Annotated in this window: 17 protein-coding genes and 1 pseudogene; 15 read left to right on the top strand and 3 right to left on the bottom strand. The window is 69.2% G+C overall.

Translation table 11 applies throughout. The features are described 5' to 3' along the window. Positions 1-14 precede the first annotated feature (14 nt). Both BLQ63_RS17545 and BLQ63_RS17540 read right to left on the bottom strand, forming a co-directional pair. Positions 15-1,067 (bottom strand): aldo/keto reductase, encoded by a 1,053-nt coding sequence (locus BLQ63_RS17545; protein WP_091038105.1) that lies wholly within the window; start codon positions 1,065-1,067, stop codon positions 15-17. Positions 1,068-1,102: 35 nt separating this feature from the next. Continuing rightward, positions 1,103-2,113: an SDR family NAD(P)-dependent oxidoreductase gene (locus BLQ63_RS17540; RefSeq protein ID WP_091038103.1), complete on the bottom strand. Its 1,011-nt coding sequence runs from the start codon at positions 2,111-2,113 to the stop codon at positions 1,103-1,105. 73 nt (positions 2,114-2,186) lie between these two features. Between BLQ63_RS17540 and BLQ63_RS17535 the strand changes: the two genes are divergently transcribed. Continuing rightward, a complete protein-coding gene (locus tag BLQ63_RS17535; RefSeq protein ID WP_091038100.1) occupies positions 2,187-3,119 on the top strand; it encodes an AraC family transcriptional regulator in 933 nt (310 codons plus the stop codon). Positions 3,120-3,143: 24 nt separating this feature from the next. Here BLQ63_RS17535 and BLQ63_RS17530 read toward each other — a convergent pair whose 3' ends face one another. Next, a complete protein-coding gene (locus BLQ63_RS17530) occupies positions 3,144-3,884 on the bottom strand; it encodes a helix-turn-helix transcriptional regulator (protein WP_177154988.1) in 741 nt (246 codons plus the stop codon). A gap of 118 nt (positions 3,885-4,002) precedes the next feature. Between BLQ63_RS17530 and BLQ63_RS17525 the strand changes: the two genes are divergently transcribed. The 14 genes and pseudogenes from BLQ63_RS17525 to BLQ63_RS17460 form a co-directional block, all read left to right on the top strand. Then, entirely contained in the window at positions 4,003-5,622 is a 1,620-nt protein-coding gene (locus BLQ63_RS17525) for an FAD-dependent oxidoreductase (protein WP_091038095.1), read from the top strand. A gap of 53 nt (positions 5,623-5,675) precedes the next feature. After that, positions 5,676-7,007 (top strand): ABC transporter substrate-binding protein, encoded by a 1,332-nt coding sequence (locus BLQ63_RS17520; RefSeq protein WP_091038092.1) that lies wholly within the window; start codon positions 5,676-5,678, stop codon positions 7,005-7,007. Positions 7,008-7,013: 6 nt separating this feature from the next. Further along, positions 7,014-7,985, top strand: a complete 972-nt coding sequence (locus BLQ63_RS17515; protein WP_091038089.1) for a carbohydrate ABC transporter permease — start codon at positions 7,014-7,016, stop codon at positions 7,983-7,985. Further along, positions 7,982-8,830 (top strand): carbohydrate ABC transporter permease, encoded by an 849-nt coding sequence (locus tag BLQ63_RS17510; RefSeq protein ID WP_177154987.1) that lies wholly within the window; start codon positions 7,982-7,984, stop codon positions 8,828-8,830. Before BLQ63_RS17515 ends, BLQ63_RS17510 begins: the two co-directional genes overlap by 4 nt. Positions 8,831-8,922: 92 nt before the next feature. Beyond that, positions 8,923-9,774: a polyphosphate polymerase domain-containing protein gene (locus BLQ63_RS17505; protein ID WP_091038085.1), complete on the top strand. Its 852-nt coding sequence runs from the start codon at positions 8,923-8,925 to the stop codon at positions 9,772-9,774. A gap of 43 nt (positions 9,775-9,817) precedes the next feature. Continuing rightward, positions 9,818-10,501, top strand: coding sequence for a DUF4956 domain-containing protein (locus BLQ63_RS17500; protein ID WP_091038083.1), 684 nt, complete (start codon positions 9,818-9,820; stop codon positions 10,499-10,501). A gap of 2 nt (positions 10,502-10,503) precedes the next feature. Continuing rightward, on the top strand, positions 10,504-12,105 hold the full coding sequence (locus BLQ63_RS17495; protein WP_091038081.1) for a CotH kinase family protein: 1,602 nt from the start codon (positions 10,504-10,506) through the stop codon (positions 12,103-12,105). Positions 12,106-12,406: 301 nt separating this feature from the next. Further along, the gene (locus tag BLQ63_RS17490) at positions 12,407-13,360 is read left to right on the top strand and encodes a carbohydrate ABC transporter permease (RefSeq protein WP_218125320.1); all 954 of its coding nucleotides are present in this window, start codon (positions 12,407-12,409) and stop codon (positions 13,358-13,360) included. Between the two features lie 8 nt (positions 13,361-13,368). Further along, positions 13,369-14,184 (top strand): carbohydrate ABC transporter permease, encoded by an 816-nt coding sequence (locus BLQ63_RS17485; RefSeq protein WP_091038077.1) that lies wholly within the window; start codon positions 13,369-13,371, stop codon positions 14,182-14,184. Positions 14,185-14,239: 55 nt separating this feature from the next. Beyond that, on the top strand, positions 14,240-15,562 hold the full coding sequence (locus BLQ63_RS17480; RefSeq protein ID WP_091038075.1) for an ABC transporter substrate-binding protein: 1,323 nt from the start codon (positions 14,240-14,242) through the stop codon (positions 15,560-15,562). A gap of 28 nt (positions 15,563-15,590) precedes the next feature. Next, positions 15,591-16,532 (top strand): annotated as a pseudogene (locus BLQ63_RS29860) (LacI family DNA-binding transcriptional regulator); the annotation flags it as partial. A 98-nt stretch (positions 16,533-16,630) separates the two neighbouring features. Further along, positions 16,631-19,186 (top strand): CBM35 domain-containing protein, encoded by a 2,556-nt coding sequence (locus tag BLQ63_RS29315; protein ID WP_091038073.1) that lies wholly within the window; start codon positions 16,631-16,633, stop codon positions 19,184-19,186. A gap of 81 nt (positions 19,187-19,267) precedes the next feature. Further along, positions 19,268-21,346, top strand: coding sequence for an alpha-galactosidase (locus tag BLQ63_RS17465; protein ID WP_091038070.1), 2,079 nt, complete (start codon positions 19,268-19,270; stop codon positions 21,344-21,346). A 227-nt stretch (positions 21,347-21,573) separates the two neighbouring features. Beyond that, the coding region (locus BLQ63_RS17460) for an MFS transporter (RefSeq protein ID WP_143014969.1) at positions 21,574-21,977 on the top strand (404 nt) is incomplete at its 3' end.

The following is a 21,977-nucleotide window of genomic DNA, read 5'->3' as shown; positions in this document are numbered from 1 at the left end:
CGCTCGCTCGACGTTCAGGCGGCGGCGCGCTCCTCGAGCGGGCGCCGGCGCAGGGCGGCCTTCTGGATCGCGGGCGGGTCGTAGGCCATGTCCAGGCGCCCGATGTCGGTGCCGGGCGGCGCGATCTCGTCGATCCGGTCGAGGACCTCGTCGGTGAGCGCGACGTCGAGGCCGCCGAGCAGGTCGTCGAGGTGCTCCATGGTCCGCGGCCCGATGATCGCGGACGTGACGCCGGGGTGGGCGACGGCGAAGGCCAGGGCCAGGTGCGCCAGCGACATCCCGGCCTTCTCGGCGAGCGGGATCAGCTGCTCGACGGCGTCGAGCCGCCGGTCGTCCTTGAGGTGCTGGAAGCCGAACCTGGACCGGTGCGTCTGGGCGTCCATGCCCTTGCGGTACCGGCCCGTGAGCATCCCGCCGGCGAGCGGGCTCCAGACCAGGGCGCCCATGCCGAACTCCTGGACCACCGGCAGCACTTCGCGTTCGATGCCGCGATTGAGGATCGAGTAGGGCGGCTGCTCGGTGCGGAACCGGACGAGGCCGCGCCGCTCGGCGACCCAGTGGGACCGGACGAGGTCCGAGGCCGGCATCGACGACGTCCCGACGGCCCGGACCTTGCCCTCGCGGACCAGGTCGGTGAGCACCGAGAGGGTCTCCTCGACGTCGGTGTCCGGGTCGGGCTGGTGGATCTGGAACAGGTCGACGTGGTCGGTTCCCAAGCGGCGCAGGGAGCCTTCCAGCGCGCGGGTCAGCCAGACCCGTGAGGCGCCCGACCGGTTGGGCACGGCCGGGGCGGTGCTCCCGGGGTTGAAGTCCACGGGGAACCGGGCCTTGGTGGCGAGCACGACGTCGTCGCGGCGTCCTTTGAGGGCCTTGCCGACGATCTCCTCGGATTCGCCGCCGGAGTACATGTCGGCGGTGTCGATGAAGTTGATCCCCGCGTCGAGTGCCTTGTGGATGATCTTGACCGAGTCGTCGTGGTCGGGGTTGCCGACGGGCCCGAACATCATCGCGCCGAGCGCGAAGGGGCTGACCTTGATGCCGGTGCGGCCGAGCGTGCGGTACTGCATCTGCTGTCCTTAGAACTGGTGGGTGCGGCTGGGTGTCAGGCCTTGATCAGGCGCTCGCTCATCTCCCACAGGCGCGCGGCCGATTCGGGGTCGATCGAGTGCGGCACGACGTCGGTGAGGGTCACCCCGGCGGCGTCGCTGAAGGCGATGGGCGTCGCGGTGTCCAGCGGTGAGATCTCGTTGTCGCGCAGGTAGACGCCGCCGATGTCGGCCAGCTGCGGGCTGGTCGCCGCGAACACGCTGGTGCTGGCCCCCTGCTGCGGCGTCTTGAATCCGCGTTCGGGGTCGATGACCGGCCGTCCGTCGGCGTCGATCAGCCCCATCTCCCGCATCTGGTCCTCGCTGAACGCCGCGGTGTCGTCGTCCTTCGACCGCGGCCCGAGGTTCGTGCCGGCGATGATGCCCGGGTGCACGGCGTAGCCGCGGATGCCCTCGGCGGCGAAGCGCCGGTCGAGTTCGACGGCGAACAGGACGTTGGCGGTCTTGGACTGGGCGTAGCCGGCCAAGGGGTCGTATCCGGTGCTGAAGCTCGGGTCGTCCCAGCGGATCCGGCCCTGCCGCTGGGCGCCGGACGTCACGGTGACGACCCGGGCGCCGCGTGCGGCGCGCAGGGCGGGCAGCAGGCCCAGCGTCAACTGGAAGTGGCCCAGGTGGTTGGTCGCGAACTGCGACTCGTAGCCGCGCGCGTCGTGGCTGAGCCGGCCGCCCATGATCCCGGCGTTGTTGATCAGGACGTGGAGCGCGCGGCCGGAGTCGACGTAGCGGGCGGCGAAGGCGTCGATCGACGCCGGGTCGAGGAGGTCCAGCCGGTCGAGTTCGACGCGTTCGACGCCGGCGAGCGCGCCGGCGGCGCGCTCGGGGTCGCGGGCGCCGACGGTGACGGCGGCGCCGGCCCTGCTGAGCGCGCGCGTGGTCTCGAGTCCGAGGCCGACGTGGCCGCCGGTGACGATGAAGTTCCGGCCGGAGAGGTCGATGCCCTCGAGGACGTCGTCCGCGGTGGAAGCGGCGGTGAATCCGGTGCCGATCGGGTGCTGTCGCTGTGTCATGGGACCAGTCTGCGTCCGGAATCCCGGATGCTGAATGGTTGTCAGTCCGTATTTTCTGCGCGATAGTACAGATATGACCGGTGACCATCTTTCAGAAGTGTTCGATCTCGTCGAGGTCCGCGGGGTGCTCTCGGGCGGGTTCGCGGTGCGGGGCCTGTGGCAGTCGTGCGGGACCATCAACGAGAGCATGAAGTTCTTCGCGATGGTCGGCGGCCGCGCCCGGGTGAACACCAACGGCATCGACGGGCCGATCGACCTCGAACCGGGCGACGTCGTCATCCTCAACGGCCGGTCCTGGCTGCGGGTCGAGGGCGGCACCGGCGACGGGCCGCGCCGCGAGGTCACGCCCGAGGAGAACGAGCTGCGCTTCATCGGCGCCGACCGCGAGACCGACGACGTCCTCCTCGGCGGCCGCATCGACCTCAACGAGGCCGGGCGGGCGGTGCTCTTGAAGGCGCTGCCTCCCGTCGCGCACGTGCGGGCGTCGGACGCCGCCGCGGCCAACATGCGCGGCAGCCTCGACCGGCTGTTCGAGGAGATGAGCGGGAACCGCATGGGCTCGGCGTTCGCGATCCGCCAGTACGGCCAGCTGCTCCTGCTCGACGTGCTGCGCGCCTACGTGAACCAGGCCGAACTGCCGCCCGGGTGGCTCCGGGTGCTGACCGACGAGCGGCTGCGCCCGGCCCTGGACCTCATGCACGCCGACCCGGCGAAGTCCTGGGGCCTGGAGGATCTGGCGCGCGCCGCGGCGATGTCGCGGACCGCGTTCGCCGAACGCTTCCGGACCGTGGCGGGCCTGCCGCCGCTGACGTACCTCAACCGCTGGCGGATGCTCTTGGCGCAGAAGGCTTTGCGCGACGGCGACGTTCGGGTCGGCTCACTTGCCACCGAACTGGGCTACGCCTCGGAGAGCGCGTTCAGCAACGCGTTCAAGCGGGAGGTGGGTGAGTCCCCGCTGCGCTACCGCAACCGGATCCGCTCCGACCAGTCGCTCGCGGCCTCCTGAGCCGGCTCACCGGCGCCCGCCCCGTCAGGCTCGTGAGGTGGACGTCCGCAGCTCCGTGGGCGACAGGCCGGTCGTCTCCTTGACCTTCCGGGAGAAATGGAAGCTGGTCTTGAATCCGCAGCGGACGGCGATCGATCCGACCGAGAGACCGGTCGAGGTCAGCAGTTCGACGCCGAGGGAGATGCGGCGGTCCCAGAGGTAGCGCACCGGCGTGGTGTCCATGTGGGAACGGAACATCCGGACCAGATGGGCCGGGGTGACCGAGGCGGCCCGGGCGATGTCGTCGAGCGTGATCGGCTGTTCGAGGTTCCGGTGGATGAACAGGCGGGCGTCCTCGATCGATCCGGGCAGCGCGGCGGGAAGGTTCTTGAACTCCGCGATGAACCGCCACAGCAGCGCCGTCGCGAGGGCGTCCACCAGGGCGCCGTCGGCGGTGAGGCGGGTCTGCTCGGTGGCGACGGCCTCGCGCGCCAGGTAGGTCAGGGCGGACGAGAGCGGCCTGGTGGGCCGGAGGGATTCGAGCCAGGCGCGCATCTGGTCCGTCGCCTGCTCCATGCGGCCCCGGACCAGCGTCTCACCGGTGTCGGCGCGCCCGTCGAACCGGATCTCCTCGGTGTGGCCGGGGAGCAGGAGGCATATCTGGCCCGCGGGCACGTCGCGCGCGGGCCCGCCGTCGATGCGCACGCTCATCGAGCCGGAATGGATCAGCATGAACTGGATCTCCTGCTGGCGGCGGGGTCCGATCTTGGAGCCGGCGGGCTGCACGATCTGTCTCGCGGTCGCGTCCGTGATACGGAGCCTACGCGCGTGGGCATCAAACTGGGACACAGATCAGTGTATTACAGCCATGTTCATGATGGTCGAATCCTGATGTCATGACCGCATGAGTGAAACTGAGACACAGCTCCTCGTGGTCGGGGGCGGCGTGGGCGGCGTCATGGCCGCCCTGACCGCGGCCCGCCGCGGCATCCGCGTGACGCTCACCGAACCGACCGACTGGCTCGGCGGCGTGCTCACCGCCCAGGCGGTCCCCCCGGACGAGCACGTCTGGATCGAGCAGTTCGGCAGCACGGCGACCTACCGCGCCTACCGCGACGCCGTGCGCGAGTACTACCGGCGGCACTACCCCCTGACCGACGCCGCGCGGCACCGGCGCGCGTTCAACCCCGGTGGCGCGAAGGTCTCCGACCTGTGCCACGAACCGCGCGTGACGGTGGCCGTGCTCGAAGCCATGGCGGCCCCGCTGCGCGGCTCGGGCCGCCTGCGCGTCCTCATGGAGCACGAACCGGTCGCCGCGGAGACCGACGGCGACCGCATCACGGCGGTCACCGTGCGCTGCAAGCGAACCGGCGACACGACGACGATCGCGGCCCAGTGGGTCGTCGACGCGAGCGAGACCGGGGACCTGCTGCCGCTGGCCGACGTCGAACACGTCACCGGCGCCGAATCGCGGACCGAGACCGGCGAACCCCACGCCCCCGAGGTCGCCGACCCGCTCAACATGCAGCCGGTGTCGGTGTGCTTCGCGCTCGACCACCGGCCCGGCGAGGACCACACCGTCGACAAACCAGGGCGCTACGACGAGTTCAAGGCCGCCCGCGCCGTCGACTGGCCGAACGGGCAGCTCTCCTTCACCGCGCCGCACCCCAAGACGCGCCGACCGGTCGAGCACCGGTTCTGGCCCAACCCCGACGAGGACCCGGCGACGATCCGGCCCGACTACAACGACCAGCGCGTCGGCTCCAGGGACCGCAACCTCTGGACGTTCCGGCGGATCGCGGCCCGGGCGCACTTCCGGCCGGACGCCTACCCGAGCGACGTCACCCTGGTCAACTGGCCGCAGATGGACTACTGGGGCGGGCCCGTCTACGGCCACCCGGAGGCCGAGGCGCACGCGCGGGCCGCACGGGAGCTGAGCCTGTCGTTCCTGTACTGGCTGCAGACCGAGGCCCCCCGCCCCGACGGCGGCACCGGATGGCCGGGGCTGCGCCTGCGCGGCGACATCGTCGGCGACACCGGCGACGGCCTGGCGAAGTCGCTGTACATCAGGGAGTCGCGCCGCATCCGCGCCGAACACACCATCGTGGAGCAGGAGCTCTCCCTCGACGTGCGGGGAGCGGCCGGCGCCGTCGCGCACGACGACAGCGTCGGCGTGGGGATGTACCGCATCGACCTCCATCCCTCCACCGGAGGCGACCCGTACATCGACATCGGCTGCTGCCCGTTCGAGCTGCCGCTCGGGGCGATGATCCCGGTGCGCGTCGAGAACCTGCTCGCCGGCGCGAAGAACATCGGCACCACGCACATCACGAACGGCGCGTACCGGATGCCGCTCGTGGAGTGGAACATCGGCGAGGTCGCCGGCCACCTGGTCGCGTTCTGCGCGAAGCGCAAGGCGACGCCGCGGCAGGTCCGCGCCGACGAGGAGCTGCTGGCCGAGTTCACGCGGGAGCTGGACGACGCCGGCATCGAGCGGCACTGGCCGCGCGTCGCCGGCTACTGAGGCGAACCAACGACCGTTCATTCACAGGAAGAACCATCAAGGGAGATGGCGTCATGAGCAAACCCGGAACGATGATCGCGGCGACGGCTTCGGCGGCCGCACTGCTGGCGGCGGTCACCGGATGCGGTTCCGACCCGTACACCTCGGCATCGGGCGAAGTGGTGATCACCTGCGCGACCTGCCAGGAGAGCCCCACCGACCCGTTCCTGCAGTACAACTACGAAGCCGCGCAGCGGTTCAACGAGGCGTTCGAGGGCCGGTACCAGGTCGAGACCATCGAGAACCCGAATGCGGGGTCCAGTGACGACCGCCTGCAGTACTACCAGCGGCTCGCCCTGGCCGGCGACCTGCCCGACGTGTTCCAGCTCAACTCCGCCGAGATCACCGCGATGCAGGAGACGGGCAGGCTCCACGACTTCGCGCCGGCCCTCGAAGACGACGAGGAGTGGGCGGCCACCTTCCACGACCAGGCGTTCGACGCGCTGACGGGCCCGGACGGCCAGATCTGGGCGATACCGCAGCAGCGCGACGCGATCGGGATCTACTACAACACCGCGATGCTGGAAGTCGCCGGCTACGACGAATTTCCGTCCACATGGGACGAGTTCGAGGACCTGGCCGAGGCACTCAAGCGCCAGGGCGGGATCGCCATCGCCATGGACGGGGACTGGACGACGATGCTCATGTGGGTCAACCTGATCGGGACCCAGCCGGGCGGACCCGAATTCCTGGGCGAAGGGATCGCCACAATGGACGACTGGGGCGAGGACCCGGTCGTGACCCGGGCGACCGAGCGCCTGCGCGACTGGCACGAGCAGAGCTACGTGAACGCCGACGCGTTCTCCGGCGACCCCCAGAACGCCTTCGCCCCCTACCTGACCGAAGAGGCCGCGATGGTGGCCAACGGGCCGTGGTTCGTCAGCACCAACCTCACGACCGACGCCGCCGCACCCGACCTGTACGAGCACACGGGCTACGCGCCCGCGCCCGGATGGACGGAAGGCGACCGGGGCACCGTCATCGTGTCCGGCGCCGGATGGGTCTCCGGCACGACCGACGAGCGAGGGCTCGAGGCGGTCGACGCGTTCGTCAAGTTCATGTCCTCCGAAGAGGAAGTGCTCACCCAGGCGGCGGCGACCGGCGCCAACCCGCCGGTGCGGGTCGACCCCGCGGCGACCGAAGCGGCTGACCTGGAACCGCTGGCGACCGGCCTCGTCACCGAGGCCGCCGATCTGACCTATCGCTACCCGCATGCGCGCGTGCACGGCCCGGCGGGATTCAGCACCGCATGGAAGAACCTCTGGCCCGCCTACGTGCAGGGCGAGATGGACACCGACGAGTTCCTGCAGCGCCTGACCGACGACGCCGCCTCGAGCGGGATGTAGGCCGCCATGAGCGCCGCAACCACGCTCCGGCCGCCGAGCCGCAGTCCCGGACGGACCGCCCACGCCATGGCCGGACGAACGAAGAGGACCCCCAGGCGCGTCCGCGGGACGACCATCCCCCGCGGCGCGCGCAAAGCGGTCGCCCTCTCGCTCCTGCCGGGACTCGTCCTGTTCGGCACGTTCTTCCTGGTGCCGTTCCTCGTACTGGTGGCGACCGCGTTCGCCCGCTGGGGCGGCCTGGACTTCGCCTGGGCCGGACTCGACAACTACCGGCGGATGCTCGAGGACCCGGTGTTCTTCAAGGCCTTGGGCAACACGCTGTTCTACGCCGCGGCGTCGGTGCTCATCCAGGTCCCGCTCGGCGTGGCCGTCGGCATGGTGCTCGCACTGCGGCCCCGCGGCTGGAAGGCGCTGCGGACGATCATCTTCGTGCCGTTCGTGATCTCGGGCGCGGCCTACGCCGTCATCTTCTCCATGTTCTACAACCCGAGGTCGGGCCTGCTGAACAACGTCCTCGGCGCACTGGGCATGCCCGGCGACAGGGACTGGCTCTTCGACACCGCCACGGCGCGATGGGCGGTGACGGGCACCTTCGTGTTCATCATCGGATTCGTCGTCGTGCTGGTGATGGCCGAGATCGCGTCGATCCCGAACGAGCTCTACGAGGCCGCCTCCGTCGACGGCGCCTCGACCCGGCAGCAGCTCACGCGGATCACCCTGCCCTTGCTGCGCAACGTGATCGGGACCGCGATCCTGATCCGCCTATTGGTGGACATCGGCATGTTCGACCTGGTGTTCATCCTGACCGCCGGAGGGCCGGACGACGCGACCGCGACCCTGGCGCTGTACGCCTACCGCGCCTACCTGGGGGGCGAATGGGGCTACGCCAACGCGGTCGGATCGGTCATCATCCTCATCGGACTGGTGTTGATCGTGACCGTACGACGAGTGTTTCGGATCGGGGAGCGCACGCTGTGAACACCGCAACGGAGGTCAAGACCACCAGGCCCGCCTGGGCGCACCTGCTCATCTACGGATTCCTGGGCGCAGTGGCACTGCTCGCGCTCGCGCCGACGGCATGGGTGATGCTCTCGAGCTTCAAGACCGGCACCCAGATCTTCAGCGGCGAGGGCGTCTGGCCCGCACCGTTCACGGTGCAGGGATTCATCGACGTGTTCACGCAGATCCGCCTCCACGAGTACCTGCTGAACACGCTGCTGTACGCGGGACCCGGCTCCCTGGGCGCGTTGACGGCCGCGTTCCTGGCCGCCTACCCGCTGGCGCGCTACACGTTCCTCGGACGCAACGCTCTCGTGGCGCTGTTCTCCCTGGCTTTGGCGCTGCCCCTGGTCGGCCTGGCGACACCGGTGTTCTTCGTGGTGCGCGAACTGGGGATGTTCGACTCCCGGCTCGGCATGGTGATCTTCTACTCGGCGCTCCAGTTCCCGTTCACCTTCGTCGTGCTGCGGGCGTTCCTCGTCTCCACGCCGCCCGAGCTCGAGGAGGCGGCGATGATCGACGGCGCCGGATACTTCACGACGCTGTTCCGCGTGGTGCTGCCGCTGGCGCGGCCCGCGCTCGCGACCGTGGCCGTGGTGGCGTTCGTGAACATCTGGAACGAGTTCTTCTTCGCCAACCTCCTGCTCATATCGCAGGAGAACCAGAACGTCCAACTGGCGCTGGCCGGATTCAAGTCGCAGTTCGGGTTCAACGTCACCGCCGCCGTCACCGGGGCGACGATCGTGATGCTGGTTCCCATTGTCATCTTTCTGATCCTGCAGCGGCAGGTGATCTCCGGACTCACCGCCGGCGCGGTCAAATAGGGGAGTCCTGAGGCAACTTTGAGTTCACCCTGAGTTCACCATTATGTTCCGCGGGTTGACTCGTCAACGTTCCCAAGCATGAAGGAGCGTCGATGAGCCGACCCAGCGGAGCCGATGCGGGGCACCTGCGCCGAACCGCCAGTGCCCTGCATTCGTTCAACCGGTTCGAGATCAAATACCTGCTGGCGTACGACCAGGTCCCGCAACTGCGCGAGGAGCTGGCCGCCCGGATGGAGGCGGACCCGTTCACCGTCGGCGGCGGCTACCCGGTCAGCAGCCTCTACTACGACTCGAAGTCGCTGCGGTACTACTGGGAGAAGATCGAGGGCCTGCACTTTCGCCGCAAACTCCGCATCCGCAACTACGGCCCGCGGCACGAGCTCCACGACGAGTCCCCGGTCTACATCGAGATCAAGCAGCGGGTCAACCGGGTCACGCAGAAGCGGCGGGTGCGGGTGCCGTACCTCCAGGCCCGCCGGCTGTGCGACGAGCGCGTCCTCATCGACCACCTGCCGGAGCAGCACCCGTTCCTCGAAGAGGTCCTGGGCCTGGTCGAGGGGCACGGGCTGCGTCCGATCGCGATCACCGCTTACAACCGCGAGGCCTACCTGGGCTACGACGCCGACCTGGGCCTGCGCGTGACCATCGACCACCGGGTGCGGGGGCGCGACCGGGACTTCCATCTCGGCGCCGAGGTCGAGAACCGCCTGATCATCCCGCCGCACAAGGCGATCGTGGAGGTCAAGGCCAACGAGCGGGTCCCGTACTGGATCACCGACCTGTCGGCCCGGCTGGGCATGTCGGTCGTGCGCGTCTCCAAGTACTGCCAGAGCATCGAGGCGCACGGGCAGGCACCCCGCTCGGTGTTCCACGTCCCCGTCGAGGACGACTTCGCCGTCCACGCAAAGCCGGAGGGCGCCGCGGCGTCCTCCTCCGTCCAGTAACCGATCGGGCATCGCCCTCTACCTGCCGAAAGCAGTCGTCCACATGGATTTCCTGACCGACTTCACCGACCTCTCGGGGGAGTTCAGCGTCGCCGACATCGCGATCTCGCTGACCCTCTCGTTCGTGCTCAGCTGCGTCATCTCACTGGTGTACCGCCGGACTCACCGCAACGTCTCCTACAGCCAGTCCTATGTGCAGACCCTGATCATCATGGGCATGATCATCGCGATGATCATGCTGATCGTCGGTTCGAACGTCGCCCGGGCCTTCGCCCTGGTCGGCGCGTTGTCGATCATCCGGTTCCGCAACGCGCTCAAGGAGACCCGCGATGTCGGGTACATCTTCCTGGTGATGGGCGTGGGCATGGCCTGCGGTACCAGGTTCTACCTCCTGGCGATCATCGCGACCGCGGTGATCTGCCTGGTGCTGCTCATCATGAGCCGCTTCAACTGGTTCGCGCACAGCGTGCAGCGCCAGGTCGTCAAGGTGCAGGTGCCGGCGCACGAGGACCTGACCGGCGAGGTCGACGACGTCCTGATCCGCCACACCGACGAGTACGAACAGGTGAGCATCGAGACGATCAGGGGCGGAGCACTGACGGAGATGACCTACACCGTCAAGCTCAAGTCCGGGAAGAAGCCGTCCGACCTGCTCGACGACCTGCGCGACGTGACGCAGGGCCAGCAGGTGACGGTGCTGACCGGCTACGACCAGACGGACCTCTAGCCATGCGCGCCAAGGCATTGCGGCACCGGATCCCGGTGAGCGTCCGGCACTACTGGAAGCTCATCGCCGGGTCGGTCGGCCTGGTCGCGGTCCTGGTGCTGGCCGTCGGCACGATCCGCGTCAGTGCCGTGGTGACCTCCGACGCCAACGAGGGCTTCGTGATCACCAACGACATCGAGGGCACGGAGGACCTGTTCGACACCTCGGTGGCGCACGAGATCAGCCTCGAGTACAACGAGGACGACTACCAGAAGATGATCGAGACGTTCCAGGAATCCGGCGAGAAGGGATGGATCAAGGCCGACATCACCATCGACGGCGTGACCGTCGCCGACGTCGGCATCCGTCTCAAGGGCAACTCGACCCTGTCGAGCCTCGGAGGGGGAGGCACCGGCATGGGCGGGATGCCCGAGGGCATGGAGATACCGGAGGGCATGGAAATGCCCGAGGATATGGAAATGCCCGAGGGTATGGAAATGCCCGAGGGTATGGAAATGCCCGAAGGCATGGGGGGCCCCGGCGGCGGCGAGGGAGCCGAAGGCGGGTTCGGCGGCATGGAGAGCTCGCTGAGCTTCGAGGACCCGGAGGGCCTGCCGTGGCTCGTGGACTTCTCGAAGTACGTCGACGGCCAGGTCTACCAGGGCAATCAGCAGATCACCCTGCGCGTCGACGCCGGCATCAGCGGTTCGACCCTGACCGAGGCCGTCGCACTCGAGCTGGTCGAGGCGAGCGGCGAGCCGAGCTACGACTGGACCTACTCCACGGTCGCTGTCAACGGCTCGGAGGCGGTGACCCGCAGGGTCGTCGACGTCATGGACGTGACCTGGGCCGACGACGAGTACGGCGAGAGCGAAGGCGTGCTCTACAAGGGACGGGCGAGCGGCCAATTCGCCTATCAGGGACAGGATCCCGGCGAGTACGAGGACGACTTCAAGCAGGTCACCATGGAGGGCTCGGCGGACATGCAGCCGATCATCGACTTCCTGGAGTGGCTGGACTCCGCCGACGACGCAACCTTCGACGCCGAACTCGCCGAATGGGTCGACGTCGAGTCGTTCGCGAACTACACCGCGCTGCAGAACCTGATCGTCAACGGCGACGACATGTCGGGTCCCGGCAGCAACTACTACCTCTGGTACGACTACGGCACCGGCCTGATCTCGGTGATCACCTGGGACCTCGACCTGTCGCTGACCAACGCCGAGCTGGCGCCCGACGAGAGCGCGTCGATCATGGGCGGCGGCGGTGGCGGCATGGGCGAGATGCCGGAGGGCATGGAGATCCCCGAAGGCATGGAGATGCCCGGGGGCGGCGAGATGCCCGAAGGCATGGGCGGCATGTCCTCCGGCGCCGGTGAGCTCAAACAGCGGTTCCTCGATTCCGAGGCCTTCCAACAGGTCTACACGGAGGCCTATGAGGACCTCTACGAGCGGATCTACGCCGGCGGCGCCGCCGAGGAGGCGGTCGACACCGTGGCGGCCGCGGCCGAACTCAACGGAGCGGCCGATACGGCCGAAGGCGCGGCGTCGCTCAAGACGATCATTCAGCAGCGCGACGAGTTCCTTGCCTCGGAGCTCGGTGCGGGCGATATCGCTGCGGGATGATCCGGCGCGGCGGGAGCCCTGGCAGGGGATTGCTGCAGGCTCCCGTCGCGTCCCCTCGAGGCCGGCGAGAAATCCGGCCCGATGCTGTTAGCGCTAACGGGTTTTCGAGACAGAGCGACTGAGTAGGCGCGGCCGAGGCCGGTAGTCGAGCATCATCCAGCACCGGATTCGTCTTCAACTGTGGGAACATGCAAGTTAGATCGATATCTGGAAATATTTATGACAGGCCTTGACTTCGATTTACCGTGAGCGCTAACATTTCCTCGCATCTCAGACCCCACGAGTTGACGAGCCAGGTGCCATGCGAACCCTTCCCGACACTGAGCCGGACGCCGAGCCCGCGAGCGCCCGCCGAGCGCCGCCCCGAGCGAAGCGATCACGGCACCCGAAGACGGCGATCGAGGCCTACGGGATGCTCGCCCCGAGCATCATCGGATTCGCGGTCTTCCTCATCGCGCCGATCATCGTCGTCGTCGCCCTGAGCTTCTACGACTGGAACCTGCTGTCCGACCCCGAGTTCATCGGCCTGGAGAACTACCGCGACCTCGCCGGCGACGATCGGGCGCTCAAGTCGATCGGCAACACGTTCTACTACGTCCTGCTCAACATCCCCGCCCAGACCGTGCTCGCCCTCGCGCTGGCATTGGCGCTCAACGCGAAGATCAAGGCCCGTAACGCGTTCCGCGTGATCTACGTCCTGCCGTGGATGGCCATGCCGGTGGCGCTCGGCGTCATCTGGCGGTGGGTCTTCGACCCGGCCTACGGCGCGCTCAACCGGTTCCTCGACCTGTTCGGCGTCGACGGCGCGGCGTGGCTGACCGACTCGGCCTGGGCCATGCCGGTGATCGCCTCGGTCAACGTCTGGCAGTACACCGGCTACACCATGCTGTTCTTCCTCGCCGGGCTCCAGGCCATCCCCGCCCAGCTCTACGAGGCGGCCGATGTGGACGGCGCCTCGCCGGCGCACCGGTTCTTCACGATCACGCTGCCGCTCCTGCGCCCGGCGATGCTGTTCGTGCTCATCACCAGCGTCATCGGCTCGTTCCAGGTCTTCGACACCATCCACGTCATGACCGCGGGCGGCCCCGCCGGCTCCACCGCGACCTTGAACTACCAGATCTACCTGGAGTCCTTCACCCAGCGCAACGCCGGCTACGCCTCGATGCTCGCCGTGATCCTCTTCGCGATCATCGCGCTCATCACCTTGGCGCAGGTCTCGTTCTTCCGCAAGCGCACCACCTACGACTTCAGCTAGGGGCACCGATGAAGAAGATCCCGCTCTACCTGGTGCTCCTGGCCGGCGCCCTGCTCTCGGTGGCCCCGTACCTGATGACTGTGAACGCCGCGTTCAAGTCCAAACAGGAGGTCCTGACCTCCGAACCCTGGGCGCCCCCCGCGAACCCGATCCTGTCGAACTTCGCCGAGGTGTGGAGCCGCTACGACTTCGCGACCTTCGTCGTCAATTCCGTGATCGTCGCGGTCGCGGTCACCGTCGGCCAGCTGGTGTTCTCCACGCTCGCCGCCTACGCGTTCGCCCGCCTCGACTTCCCCGGCCGCGACCAGCTCTTCTGGGCCTACATCGCGACGCTGATGGTCCCGCAGATCGTGACGCTGGTGCCCACCTTCATCATCGTGCGCGAACTGGGCCTGGTCGACACGCACGTGGGGCTCATCCTGCCGTTCGTGTTCGGCTTCCTGATGCCCTACGGGGTGTTCCTGGTCCGCCAGTACTTCAAGACCATCCCCGCCTCGATCGAGGACGCGGCCCGCATCGACGGCGCCGGGACGTTCACCGTCCTGTGGCGCGTCATGGTCCCCATGGCCAAGCCGATCCTCGGCACGCTCGCGATCATCAGCTTCGTCAACACCTGGAACAACCTGCTGTGGCCCCTGATCATCACCCACTCCGAGTCCACAAGGGTCATCACGCGCGGCATCGCGCAGATGCAGTCCCAGTTCAACCAGGAGTACCACCTCATCCTGGCCGCCTCCACGATGGCGCTCCTCCCGCTGGTCGTCGTCTTCCTGATCTTCCAGCGCCACATCGTCCGCTCGATCGCCCTCAGCGGCATGAAGTGACCCCGACTCCCGACCGACCTCTCCACCGACCTCTCGACCATGAAAGGCACGAAGGATGAACAAGACGCGCACCGCGGCCCTCGCCGCCCTCGCGCTCGCCCTCCCCTTGACCGCTGCCGCCTGCGGCGGCGACGACGGGGGAGCGGTGACGCTGCGCTACGCCTTCTGGGACGACAACCAGCGACCCGCGCTGGAGGCCATGATCGCGGCCTTCAACGAGGACCACCCCGACATCGAGGTGGAGCTGGAGCAGAACCCCTGGGACGACTACTGGCCCGGACTCGACAGCCAGTTCGCGGCCGAGAACGCGCCCGACGTGTTCTGGAACCACGTCTCACGCTTCCCGACCTACGCCGACAACGGCGTGCTGCTGCCCCTCACCGACCACATCGAGGAGGACGGGATCGACCCCTCGGTCTACCCCGAGAACCTCTACGCCTCATGGCAGTACGAGGACGACCAGTACGGCCTGCCGAAGGACTGGGACTCGATCGGCCTCGTCTACCGCCTCGACGCGCTCGAAGCCGCCGGGATCGACCCCGCCACCGTCAACGACCTCGAATGGAACCCCGTCGACGGCGGCACCTATGTGGAGTTCCTCCAGAAGCTCACCGTCGACGCGAACGGCAACAACGCCCTGAGCCCCGACTTCGACCCCGAGAACGTGACCCAGTACGGGACGGCGATGGCCTCCTCCACCGGCCAGACCGACTGGTGGAACTACGCGGTCCAGAACGGCTGCTCGCTCCAGACCGAGGCGTGGGGCGACTACGCCATCGACGCCCCCGAATGCGTCGAGGCCATCCAGTTCACCGCCGACCTCTACAACCGGTGGCACGTGGCCGTCCCGGCCGAATCCACCAACCAGCCCAACGGCGGCGTCCCCGGCGACTACGTCGTCCCCGGCCAGGCCGCCACCACCCTCGACGGCTCGTGGATGCTCAGCTTCTACCGGGACGGCCTCGAACCCGGCTCATGGGCCGTCGCCGACAACCCCTCCGGCCCCGCCGGCTCCGGCACCGTCATCAACGGCCTCTCCAACGCGGTCTACGCCGGCACCGAGCACCCCGACGAAGCCTGGGAGCTCGTGTCGTTCCTCGGCTCGGAGGAGGCCCAGTCCATCGCCACCGGCATGGGCTCGGTGTGGCCGGGCGTCGCCTCCCTCAACCAGGGCTTCGCCGACTACTGGGCCGGCGAGGGCATCGACGTGACCGGCTTCCAGACCGCCGCCGAAGGCACCACCATCGGCTACCCGCTGTCGATGAACGACGCCGCTTTCGGCACCGCCGCGCTCGACGAGTTCAATCAGGTCTGGCTGGGGCAGAAGGACGCCCAGGCCGCGGCCGAGGCGGTCGTCGAGATCGCCAACGCCGAATAGCACTCGAACCGAGAGGTGACCGACCGCCATGAGCGCAGCCGAACCCCGACCAGTCAGCATGTTCGACGTGGCCGAGCGCGCAGGGGTGTCCCATCAGACCGTCTCGCGGGTCGTCAACGACGCGCCGATGGTCGCCGACGCCACCCGCGCGAAAGTGAAGGCCGCCATCGCCGAGCTGGGCTACCGGCCCAACCGCTCGGCGCGCGCCCTCGCCGGCGGCGCCCTGCGGTCGGTCACCGTCCTCACCACCGACACCTCCCTCTACGGCACCGCCGAGACCCTCCGCGGCATCGAAGACGCCGCCCGGGCCGCCGGATTCACCATCCTCATCTCGGTCCTGGACCCCGACGAGACCTACGCCGAGACCGACATCCTGGCCCGCCTCCCGCACGACGGCGCCCCGGCCATCGTCATCGCCCACGACGAGACCACCACCAAGGCCATGCAGGCGCTCCAGAAGACCCAGGCGCACGCCACCGTCGCCACCGGCGGCGAGCACCTCGGCGTCGAGCAGCCCGCGACCGACTGGCTCGTCTCGCTCGACGACCGCACCGTCGCCGCCCGCGCCACCAGGTATCTGCTCGACATGGGCCACACCACGGTCCACTACCTCGCCATCCCCTCCAAGGCCAGCCGCCAGGCCGGCTGGGCCGCGGCGCTGGACGAGGCCGGGATCGAGGCGCCCCCCGTCGTCCCCTCCGGATGGACCGTGGGCTCGGCGTTCGAGGCCGCGCTCGGACTGGTCGCCGACCCGGACGTCACCGCGATCCTGTGCGGCAACGACGACCTCGCGTTCGGCGTCCTGTCCGCCGCGCACCGGGCCGGCCGGAGCGTGCCGGGAGACCTGAGTGTCATCGGCTTCGACGACTGCCCGCTCGCCGCCTACCACGTCCCGCCCCTGACCACGGTCGACCTCGACTTCCGCGGCGTCGGCCGCGGCGCCTTCGAACTGCTGCGCGGCAAGCTCGAGGGAACCGATCGGCCCCGACCCGCCTGGCGCTCACCCGAACTCATCGTCCGGGAGACCTCCGGACCCCCTGAACGACGACGCTTACCGAAAGGGCTCCAATGCATCCGCTCCTCCGCAGAGGCCTGGCGGCCACGGCCTCGGCCGGGCTGCTCGCCGGGCTCGCCGCCGCACCCGCACAAGCCCAGGACACCCCGGTCCTGTCCGTCGACTTCGGACGGCTCACCGGAGCGCCGACCCACGGTGCGATCGGCTCCCTGTACGGGATCTCCGAATCCGGCGTGCCCGGCGACAACCTGCTCGACGCGCTCGCCCCCTCCTCCATGGCCGCGAAGCCGACCGGCGGCACGCAGCACCCCAACGGCGACGCGAACGACGTGCTCGCGGCCCTCGCCGAGCACGACGGCGGCGACGCCTACGTCAACCTCCAGGACTGGTACCCCGACTGGCCCTACCAGAACGACGGCATCGACGCCTACCTCGCCGAGATCGACGAGATGGTCCCCGTCATGGAGGCCTCGGAGCACGCCGACCGGCTCGTCTACGTGCCCTTCAACGAGCCGAACTGGATCTGGTACCCGCGCGGCGACGACTACGAGGGCGCGACCGAGCGGTTCTTCCACGACTGGGACCTCGCCTACGCGCACCTCCGGGAGATCGCCCCCGACACCCCGATCGCCGGACCCAACGAGTCCCACTACGACCGGCAGTTCATGCGCGACTTCATGGAGCACACCGCCGCGGCCGGCACCGTGCCCGACGTCATCACCTGGCACGAGCTCTCACCGGACTCGCTGCGCTACTACCAGGGCAACTTCGACCACTACCGCGCCCTCGAGGCCGAACTCGGCCTCGAACCGCGCCTGATCAACATCAACGAGTACGGCAACAACCGCGACTTCGGGATGCCCGGGCAGATGGTGCAGTGGGCCTCCATGTTCGAGGACACCGACGCGATCGCCGACATGGCCTACTGGACCGCCTCGGGCGGCTTCTCCGGGAACGCCCCGCAGACCAACGTCCCCAACGGCGGCTGGTGGTTCCTCAAGACCTACTCGCAGATGACCGGCCAGACCGCGGAGGTCACGCCGCCGCAGGCCGACACCGTGGACACCCTCCAGGGCATCGCCACCTACGACGAGTCCAAGGAGCAGGCCCAGATCCTCCTCGGCGGCGGCTCCGGCGACACCACCGTGGACCTCACCGGCCTGGACCTCGGCCGCAAGGTGACCGCCACCGTCCACGAGATCGCCTGGACCGGCAACGAGGGCTCCGCGGCCCCGCCCCGGGTCATCGACCAGATCGCCCTGCGCCCCGACCGCGACGGCTCGTCCACCGTGGAACTCTCCGACCTGGACCCCATGTCCGCGTACTGGATCACCCTCACTCCCGGCACCGGCCGGGCCGACGGCGTCGACCTGCCCTGGACGGGCACCTGGGAGGCCGAGGACGCCGCGATCACCGCCGGCACCGTCTACAACGAGGGCGGGCCCTCGAACGCGTTCGCGTTCCCCGCCTCCGGCGGCAAGAGCGTCGGATCGCTCAACCGGGCCGACAGCCGCGTCGACTTCACCGTGGACGTCCCCGAGGCCGGCACCTACGACCTCACCGTCACCTACGGCAACACGTACGGCCGCGACCTCCCCGAAGGCGCCTCGCCGACCGAGCAGTTCCTCACCGTGAACGGCGGCCCCGCCGCCACGGTCACCTACCCGTCGACCATGCAGTGGGGCTCGCGCGGCCAGGTCACCGTCCAGGTCGAACTCGAAGCGGGAGAGAACACGCTCGCACTCGCCAAGTCCGACACCGAGTCCGGGACCGCCTACGGCGAAGCCGGAATCGACAAGATCGACCTCGCCCTCTCCGCAGTGGACACCCACACCTACCCGGCCGTGTTCGCCCGCACCGAAGGCGACGTCGACTACCGGTACGGCAGGCACGAAGGCGTCGAGGTCCGCGGGGACGAGCAGGTCGTCTTCGACGTCTACGCGCCCGCCGACGGCTACTACGAGGTGGCCGTGGACGCCGACGGCGAGGGCGAACTCACCCTGGTCGGCCCGCACGGCGAGAACGCCGCCTTCGAACTCGAGGACGAGCAGACCCTCGCCCTCAGCGAAGGCGTCAACCGCATCGCGCTCGGCGCCGACGGCCGCCGCGGCCTCGAAGTCCACGACCTCACCGTCACCGGCGACGGCGGCGAGCAGGACTTCACGCGGATCGCGGCCGCCGACGCCGACCTCGCGGGCACCGCGCAGCTGACGGACAACCCCTGGGCCGCAGACGGCGAGGTCGTCACCGGCGTCGGCGGCGGCGAAGGCAACACCGCCACGCTCACCGTCGAGGCCGAGGAGGCCGGGCCGCACCTGCTGCTCGTCCACTACGCCAACGACGAGCGCAGCGGCAACCACGACTACAACATCGACATCATCTCCCGGTACGCCGAGTTCACCGTGAACGGCGACGCGGTCGCCACCGTGCCGATGCGCGGCACCTGGAGCTGGAACGACTTCTGGTCCTACCCGCTCGTGGTCGACCTCGAAGCCGGGACCAACACCATCGAGATCGGCAACTCCGGCCTGTTCACCGACATCGGCGACCGCGAAGGCCGCGCCGCCGACTTCGACCACTTCGCGATCGCGCCGCTCCTCGCCGAGTAGGCCGCCGCCCCGAGAGCCCGCTCCACGACCCGGGGCGGGCTCTCACCACGGAAACCTCTGACACCCTTGGAAGGACGCTGCATGCCTGCGCGCGAACCCCGCCTCTGGACCGTCGACACGCCCCGCACGAGCTATGTCGTGGCCCTGGACGACGACGACCGGCTCCACGGCCTCCACTGGGGACCGCGGCTCACCCGCGAGCAGGCCGCCACGCTCCTGTCGCTGCCGGCGGCCACGGGCCGGTCGCTCACCGACGGCCGGGACGCGGTCCTCGACTTCAATCCGGCCTCCGCGCTGCGCTACGGCCCGACCGGCCTCCAGGTGCGCTTCGCCGACGGCACCCGCGACCTCGAAACGGTCTTCACCGAAGCCCAAGAGGGCCAAGGGGAGCTGACCCTCGTCTTCAAGGACGCCCACTACCCGCTCGAGGTGCGCGTCCACTACCGCGCCTTCCCCGACACCGACGCCGTCGAGCGCTCGATGACGCTGCGCAACCGGGGGACCGAGCCGATCGCGGTCCTCCGCGCGGACTCGGCCACCTGGGTCGTGCCCGAACTCGAGGACTACCGCCTCAGCCGGCTCCACGGCGAATGGGCCGCCGAGACGCAGCTGACGCGCACCCCGCTGCCGTTCGGCGAGACCCTGATCGGCTCGCGGCGAGGCGTCACGAGCAACCAGGCGAACCCCTGGCTGGCCCTGGACGACGGCACCGCGGGCGAATCCCACGGCCGCGTCTGGAGCACCGTCCTCGCCTGGAGCGGCACGTGGCGCATGACGGTCGAGAAGGCCCCGACCGGCCGCGTCGCCGTCTCGGCCGGATTCGGCCACGACCCGATCGCGATCAGCCTCGGACCGGACGAGGAACTTGAGACGCCGGTCTCGGCGGGCCTGTACACCGAGGACGGCTTCGCGGGGGCGGCCGCCGCCTGGCACGCGTACGCGCTCGCGCACGTCCTGCCGCATCCGGAGGAGGTCCGGCCGGTCCTCTACAACTCGTGGGAGGCCACCGGGTTCGACATCGACGCCGAGGGCCAGATCGCCTTGGCCGCCAAGGCCGCACTGATGGGCTGCGAGCTGTTCGTCATGGACGACGGCTGGTTCGGGGCGCGCGTCCACGACCGGGCCGGGCTCGGCGACTGGACCCCGAACCCCGACCGGTTCCCCGACGGCCTGCGGCCCCTGATCGAACGCGTCCACGAATCGGGGATGCGGTTCGGGCTCTGGGTCGAACCCGAGATGGTCAGCCCGGACTCGGACCTGTACCGCGAGCACCCCGACTGGGTCTACCACCAGCCGAACCGCCGCCGCACGGAGATCCGGCACCAGCTGGTGCTCAACCTCGCCCGGACCGACGTCGCCGAGTGGGTGCACCGCCGACTCGACGACCTGCTGCGCGACAACGAGATCGACTTCCTCAAATGGGACATGAACCGGCCCTTCACCGAGGCCGGGTGGCCCGGCGCGGGCGACCCCGAGCGGCTCTGGTTCGACCACACCCGCAACCTCTACCGCCTCCTCGACCGGCTCCGCGCCGACCATCCCCGGCTGCGGATCGAGTCGTGCTCCTCGGGCGGCGGCCGGGCCGACTTCGGCATCCTGCGCCGCACCGACCAAGTGTGGACCTCCGACAACACCGACGCCGCCGACCGGATCGAGATCCACCGCGGCTTCGCGCAGGTCTACCCCGCACGCGTCATGGGCGCATGGGTGACCGACTCGCCCAACCCGTTCACCCGCCGCGAGACGCCGCTGGACTTCCGCTTCCACGTGGCGATGGCCGGCGTCCTGGGCGTGGGCGGGGACCTGCGGTCCTGGACCCGCGAGGAACTGGACCGCGGCGCCGAACTGGTGGCCGACTACAAGCGCGTCCGCCCGACCGTCCAACTCGGACAGCGGCACCCGCTCGCCGCCGGCGCGGTCGAAGGCGTGCAGTACCGCCGCGGCGACCGGATCGCGGTGCTCGCATGGCGCCGTGCCCGGCGCCTCGGCTACCGCGACCCGCTGCTGCGACTCGCAGGACTCGATCCCGCCTCGACGTACCGCGACGAACGCACCGGCCGCGTCCACCACGGCGCGGTGCTCACCGCGCACGGACTGGACCTGGACCTGGCTCCCTCCGACTACGCCTCGACGATGATCGAGCTGACCAGGGCATCGTGAACGGCCCCGCCCATCACCGATGTTTCCGAAGGAGGCCCCGCGATGGTGGACGGGGACCCCATCTCGGCTCTCCGACAACACCTCGTGGCCAGGCGTCGTTCTCGATTCACCCGTCGCAGGCGCCGAGGTTCCGGCAATAAACCGGTTGCGTTCCAACGGCAGCCTGACTAGCGTCCGCTCAGGCCCAGTCGACCGTTCAGGGAGGCTGCCGTGAACAAGGGGCGTCGATGCATCTGGGAGCCGACTACCGCCGGATCTGGTTCGGCAACGCGTCAGCGAACCTGGCCGACGGCATCACGTTCATCGCCCTTCCGCTGCTTGCCACGACGGTCACGGACAGCCCGATCGCGATCGCCGGCCTCGCGGTCGCGTACTCGCTGTCGCGCATCGTCTCGGTGCTCGGCATCGGCGTGCTCATCGACCGCGTCGACCGGCGCCGCCTGGCGTACCTCGCGAACTTCTCCCGCGCCGCAATGTTCGCCCTCCTGACCGGCCTCGTGCTCCTGGACGCCGCACCGATCGCCACGCTCTACCTCGTCTACGCCGTCATGGGCGTCATCGAGACCCTCGCCGACGGCACAGCGCGCGCCGTCCTGCCCCAAGCAGTCCCACCGGAGGGACTCGACAAGGC

This window comes from Glycomyces harbinensis, from assembly GCF_900101745.1.
GTDB lineage: Bacteria > Actinomycetota > Actinomycetes > Mycobacteriales > Micromonosporaceae > Glycomyces > Glycomyces harbinensis.
This window is presented reverse-complemented; position numbering and strand designations above follow the sequence as displayed.

What these genes read in the sequence shown, in the direction of transcription:
- BLQ63_RS17490 (WP_218125320.1), top strand. Translation starts at nt 12,407, where the DNA reads ATGCGAACCCTTCCCGACACTGAGCCGGACGCCGAGCCCGCGAGCGCC.
- BLQ63_RS17540 (WP_091038103.1), bottom strand. Translation starts at nt 2,113, where the DNA reads ATGACACAGCGACAGCACCCGATCGGCACCGGATTCACCGCCGCTTCC.
- BLQ63_RS17545 (WP_091038105.1), bottom strand. Translation starts at nt 1,067, where the DNA reads ATGCAGTACCGCACGCTCGGCCGCACCGGCATCAAGGTCAGCCCCTTC.
- BLQ63_RS17480 (WP_091038075.1), top strand. Translation starts at nt 14,240, where the DNA reads ATGAACAAGACGCGCACCGCGGCCCTCGCCGCCCTCGCGCTCGCCCTC.
- BLQ63_RS17520 (WP_091038092.1), top strand. Translation starts at nt 5,676, where the DNA reads ATGAGCAAACCCGGAACGATGATCGCGGCGACGGCTTCGGCGGCCGCA.
- BLQ63_RS17515 (WP_091038089.1), top strand. Translation starts at nt 7,014, where the DNA reads ATGAGCGCCGCAACCACGCTCCGGCCGCCGAGCCGCAGTCCCGGACGG.
- BLQ63_RS17525 (WP_091038095.1), top strand. Translation starts at nt 4,003, where the DNA reads ATGAGTGAAACTGAGACACAGCTCCTCGTGGTCGGGGGCGGCGTGGGC.
- BLQ63_RS17485 (WP_091038077.1), top strand. Translation starts at nt 13,369, where the DNA reads ATGAAGAAGATCCCGCTCTACCTGGTGCTCCTGGCCGGCGCCCTGCTC.
- BLQ63_RS17500 (WP_091038083.1), top strand. Translation starts at nt 9,818, where the DNA reads ATGGATTTCCTGACCGACTTCACCGACCTCTCGGGGGAGTTCAGCGTC.
- BLQ63_RS29315 (WP_091038073.1), top strand. Translation starts at nt 16,631, where the DNA reads ATGCATCCGCTCCTCCGCAGAGGCCTGGCGGCCACGGCCTCGGCCGGG.
- BLQ63_RS17465 (WP_091038070.1), top strand. Translation starts at nt 19,268, where the DNA reads ATGCCTGCGCGCGAACCCCGCCTCTGGACCGTCGACACGCCCCGCACG.
- BLQ63_RS17495 (WP_091038081.1), top strand. Translation starts at nt 10,504, where the DNA reads ATGCGCGCCAAGGCATTGCGGCACCGGATCCCGGTGAGCGTCCGGCAC.
- BLQ63_RS17535 (WP_091038100.1), top strand. Translation starts at nt 2,187, where the DNA reads ATGACCGGTGACCATCTTTCAGAAGTGTTCGATCTCGTCGAGGTCCGC.
- BLQ63_RS17505 (WP_091038085.1), top strand. Translation starts at nt 8,923, where the DNA reads ATGAGCCGACCCAGCGGAGCCGATGCGGGGCACCTGCGCCGAACCGCC.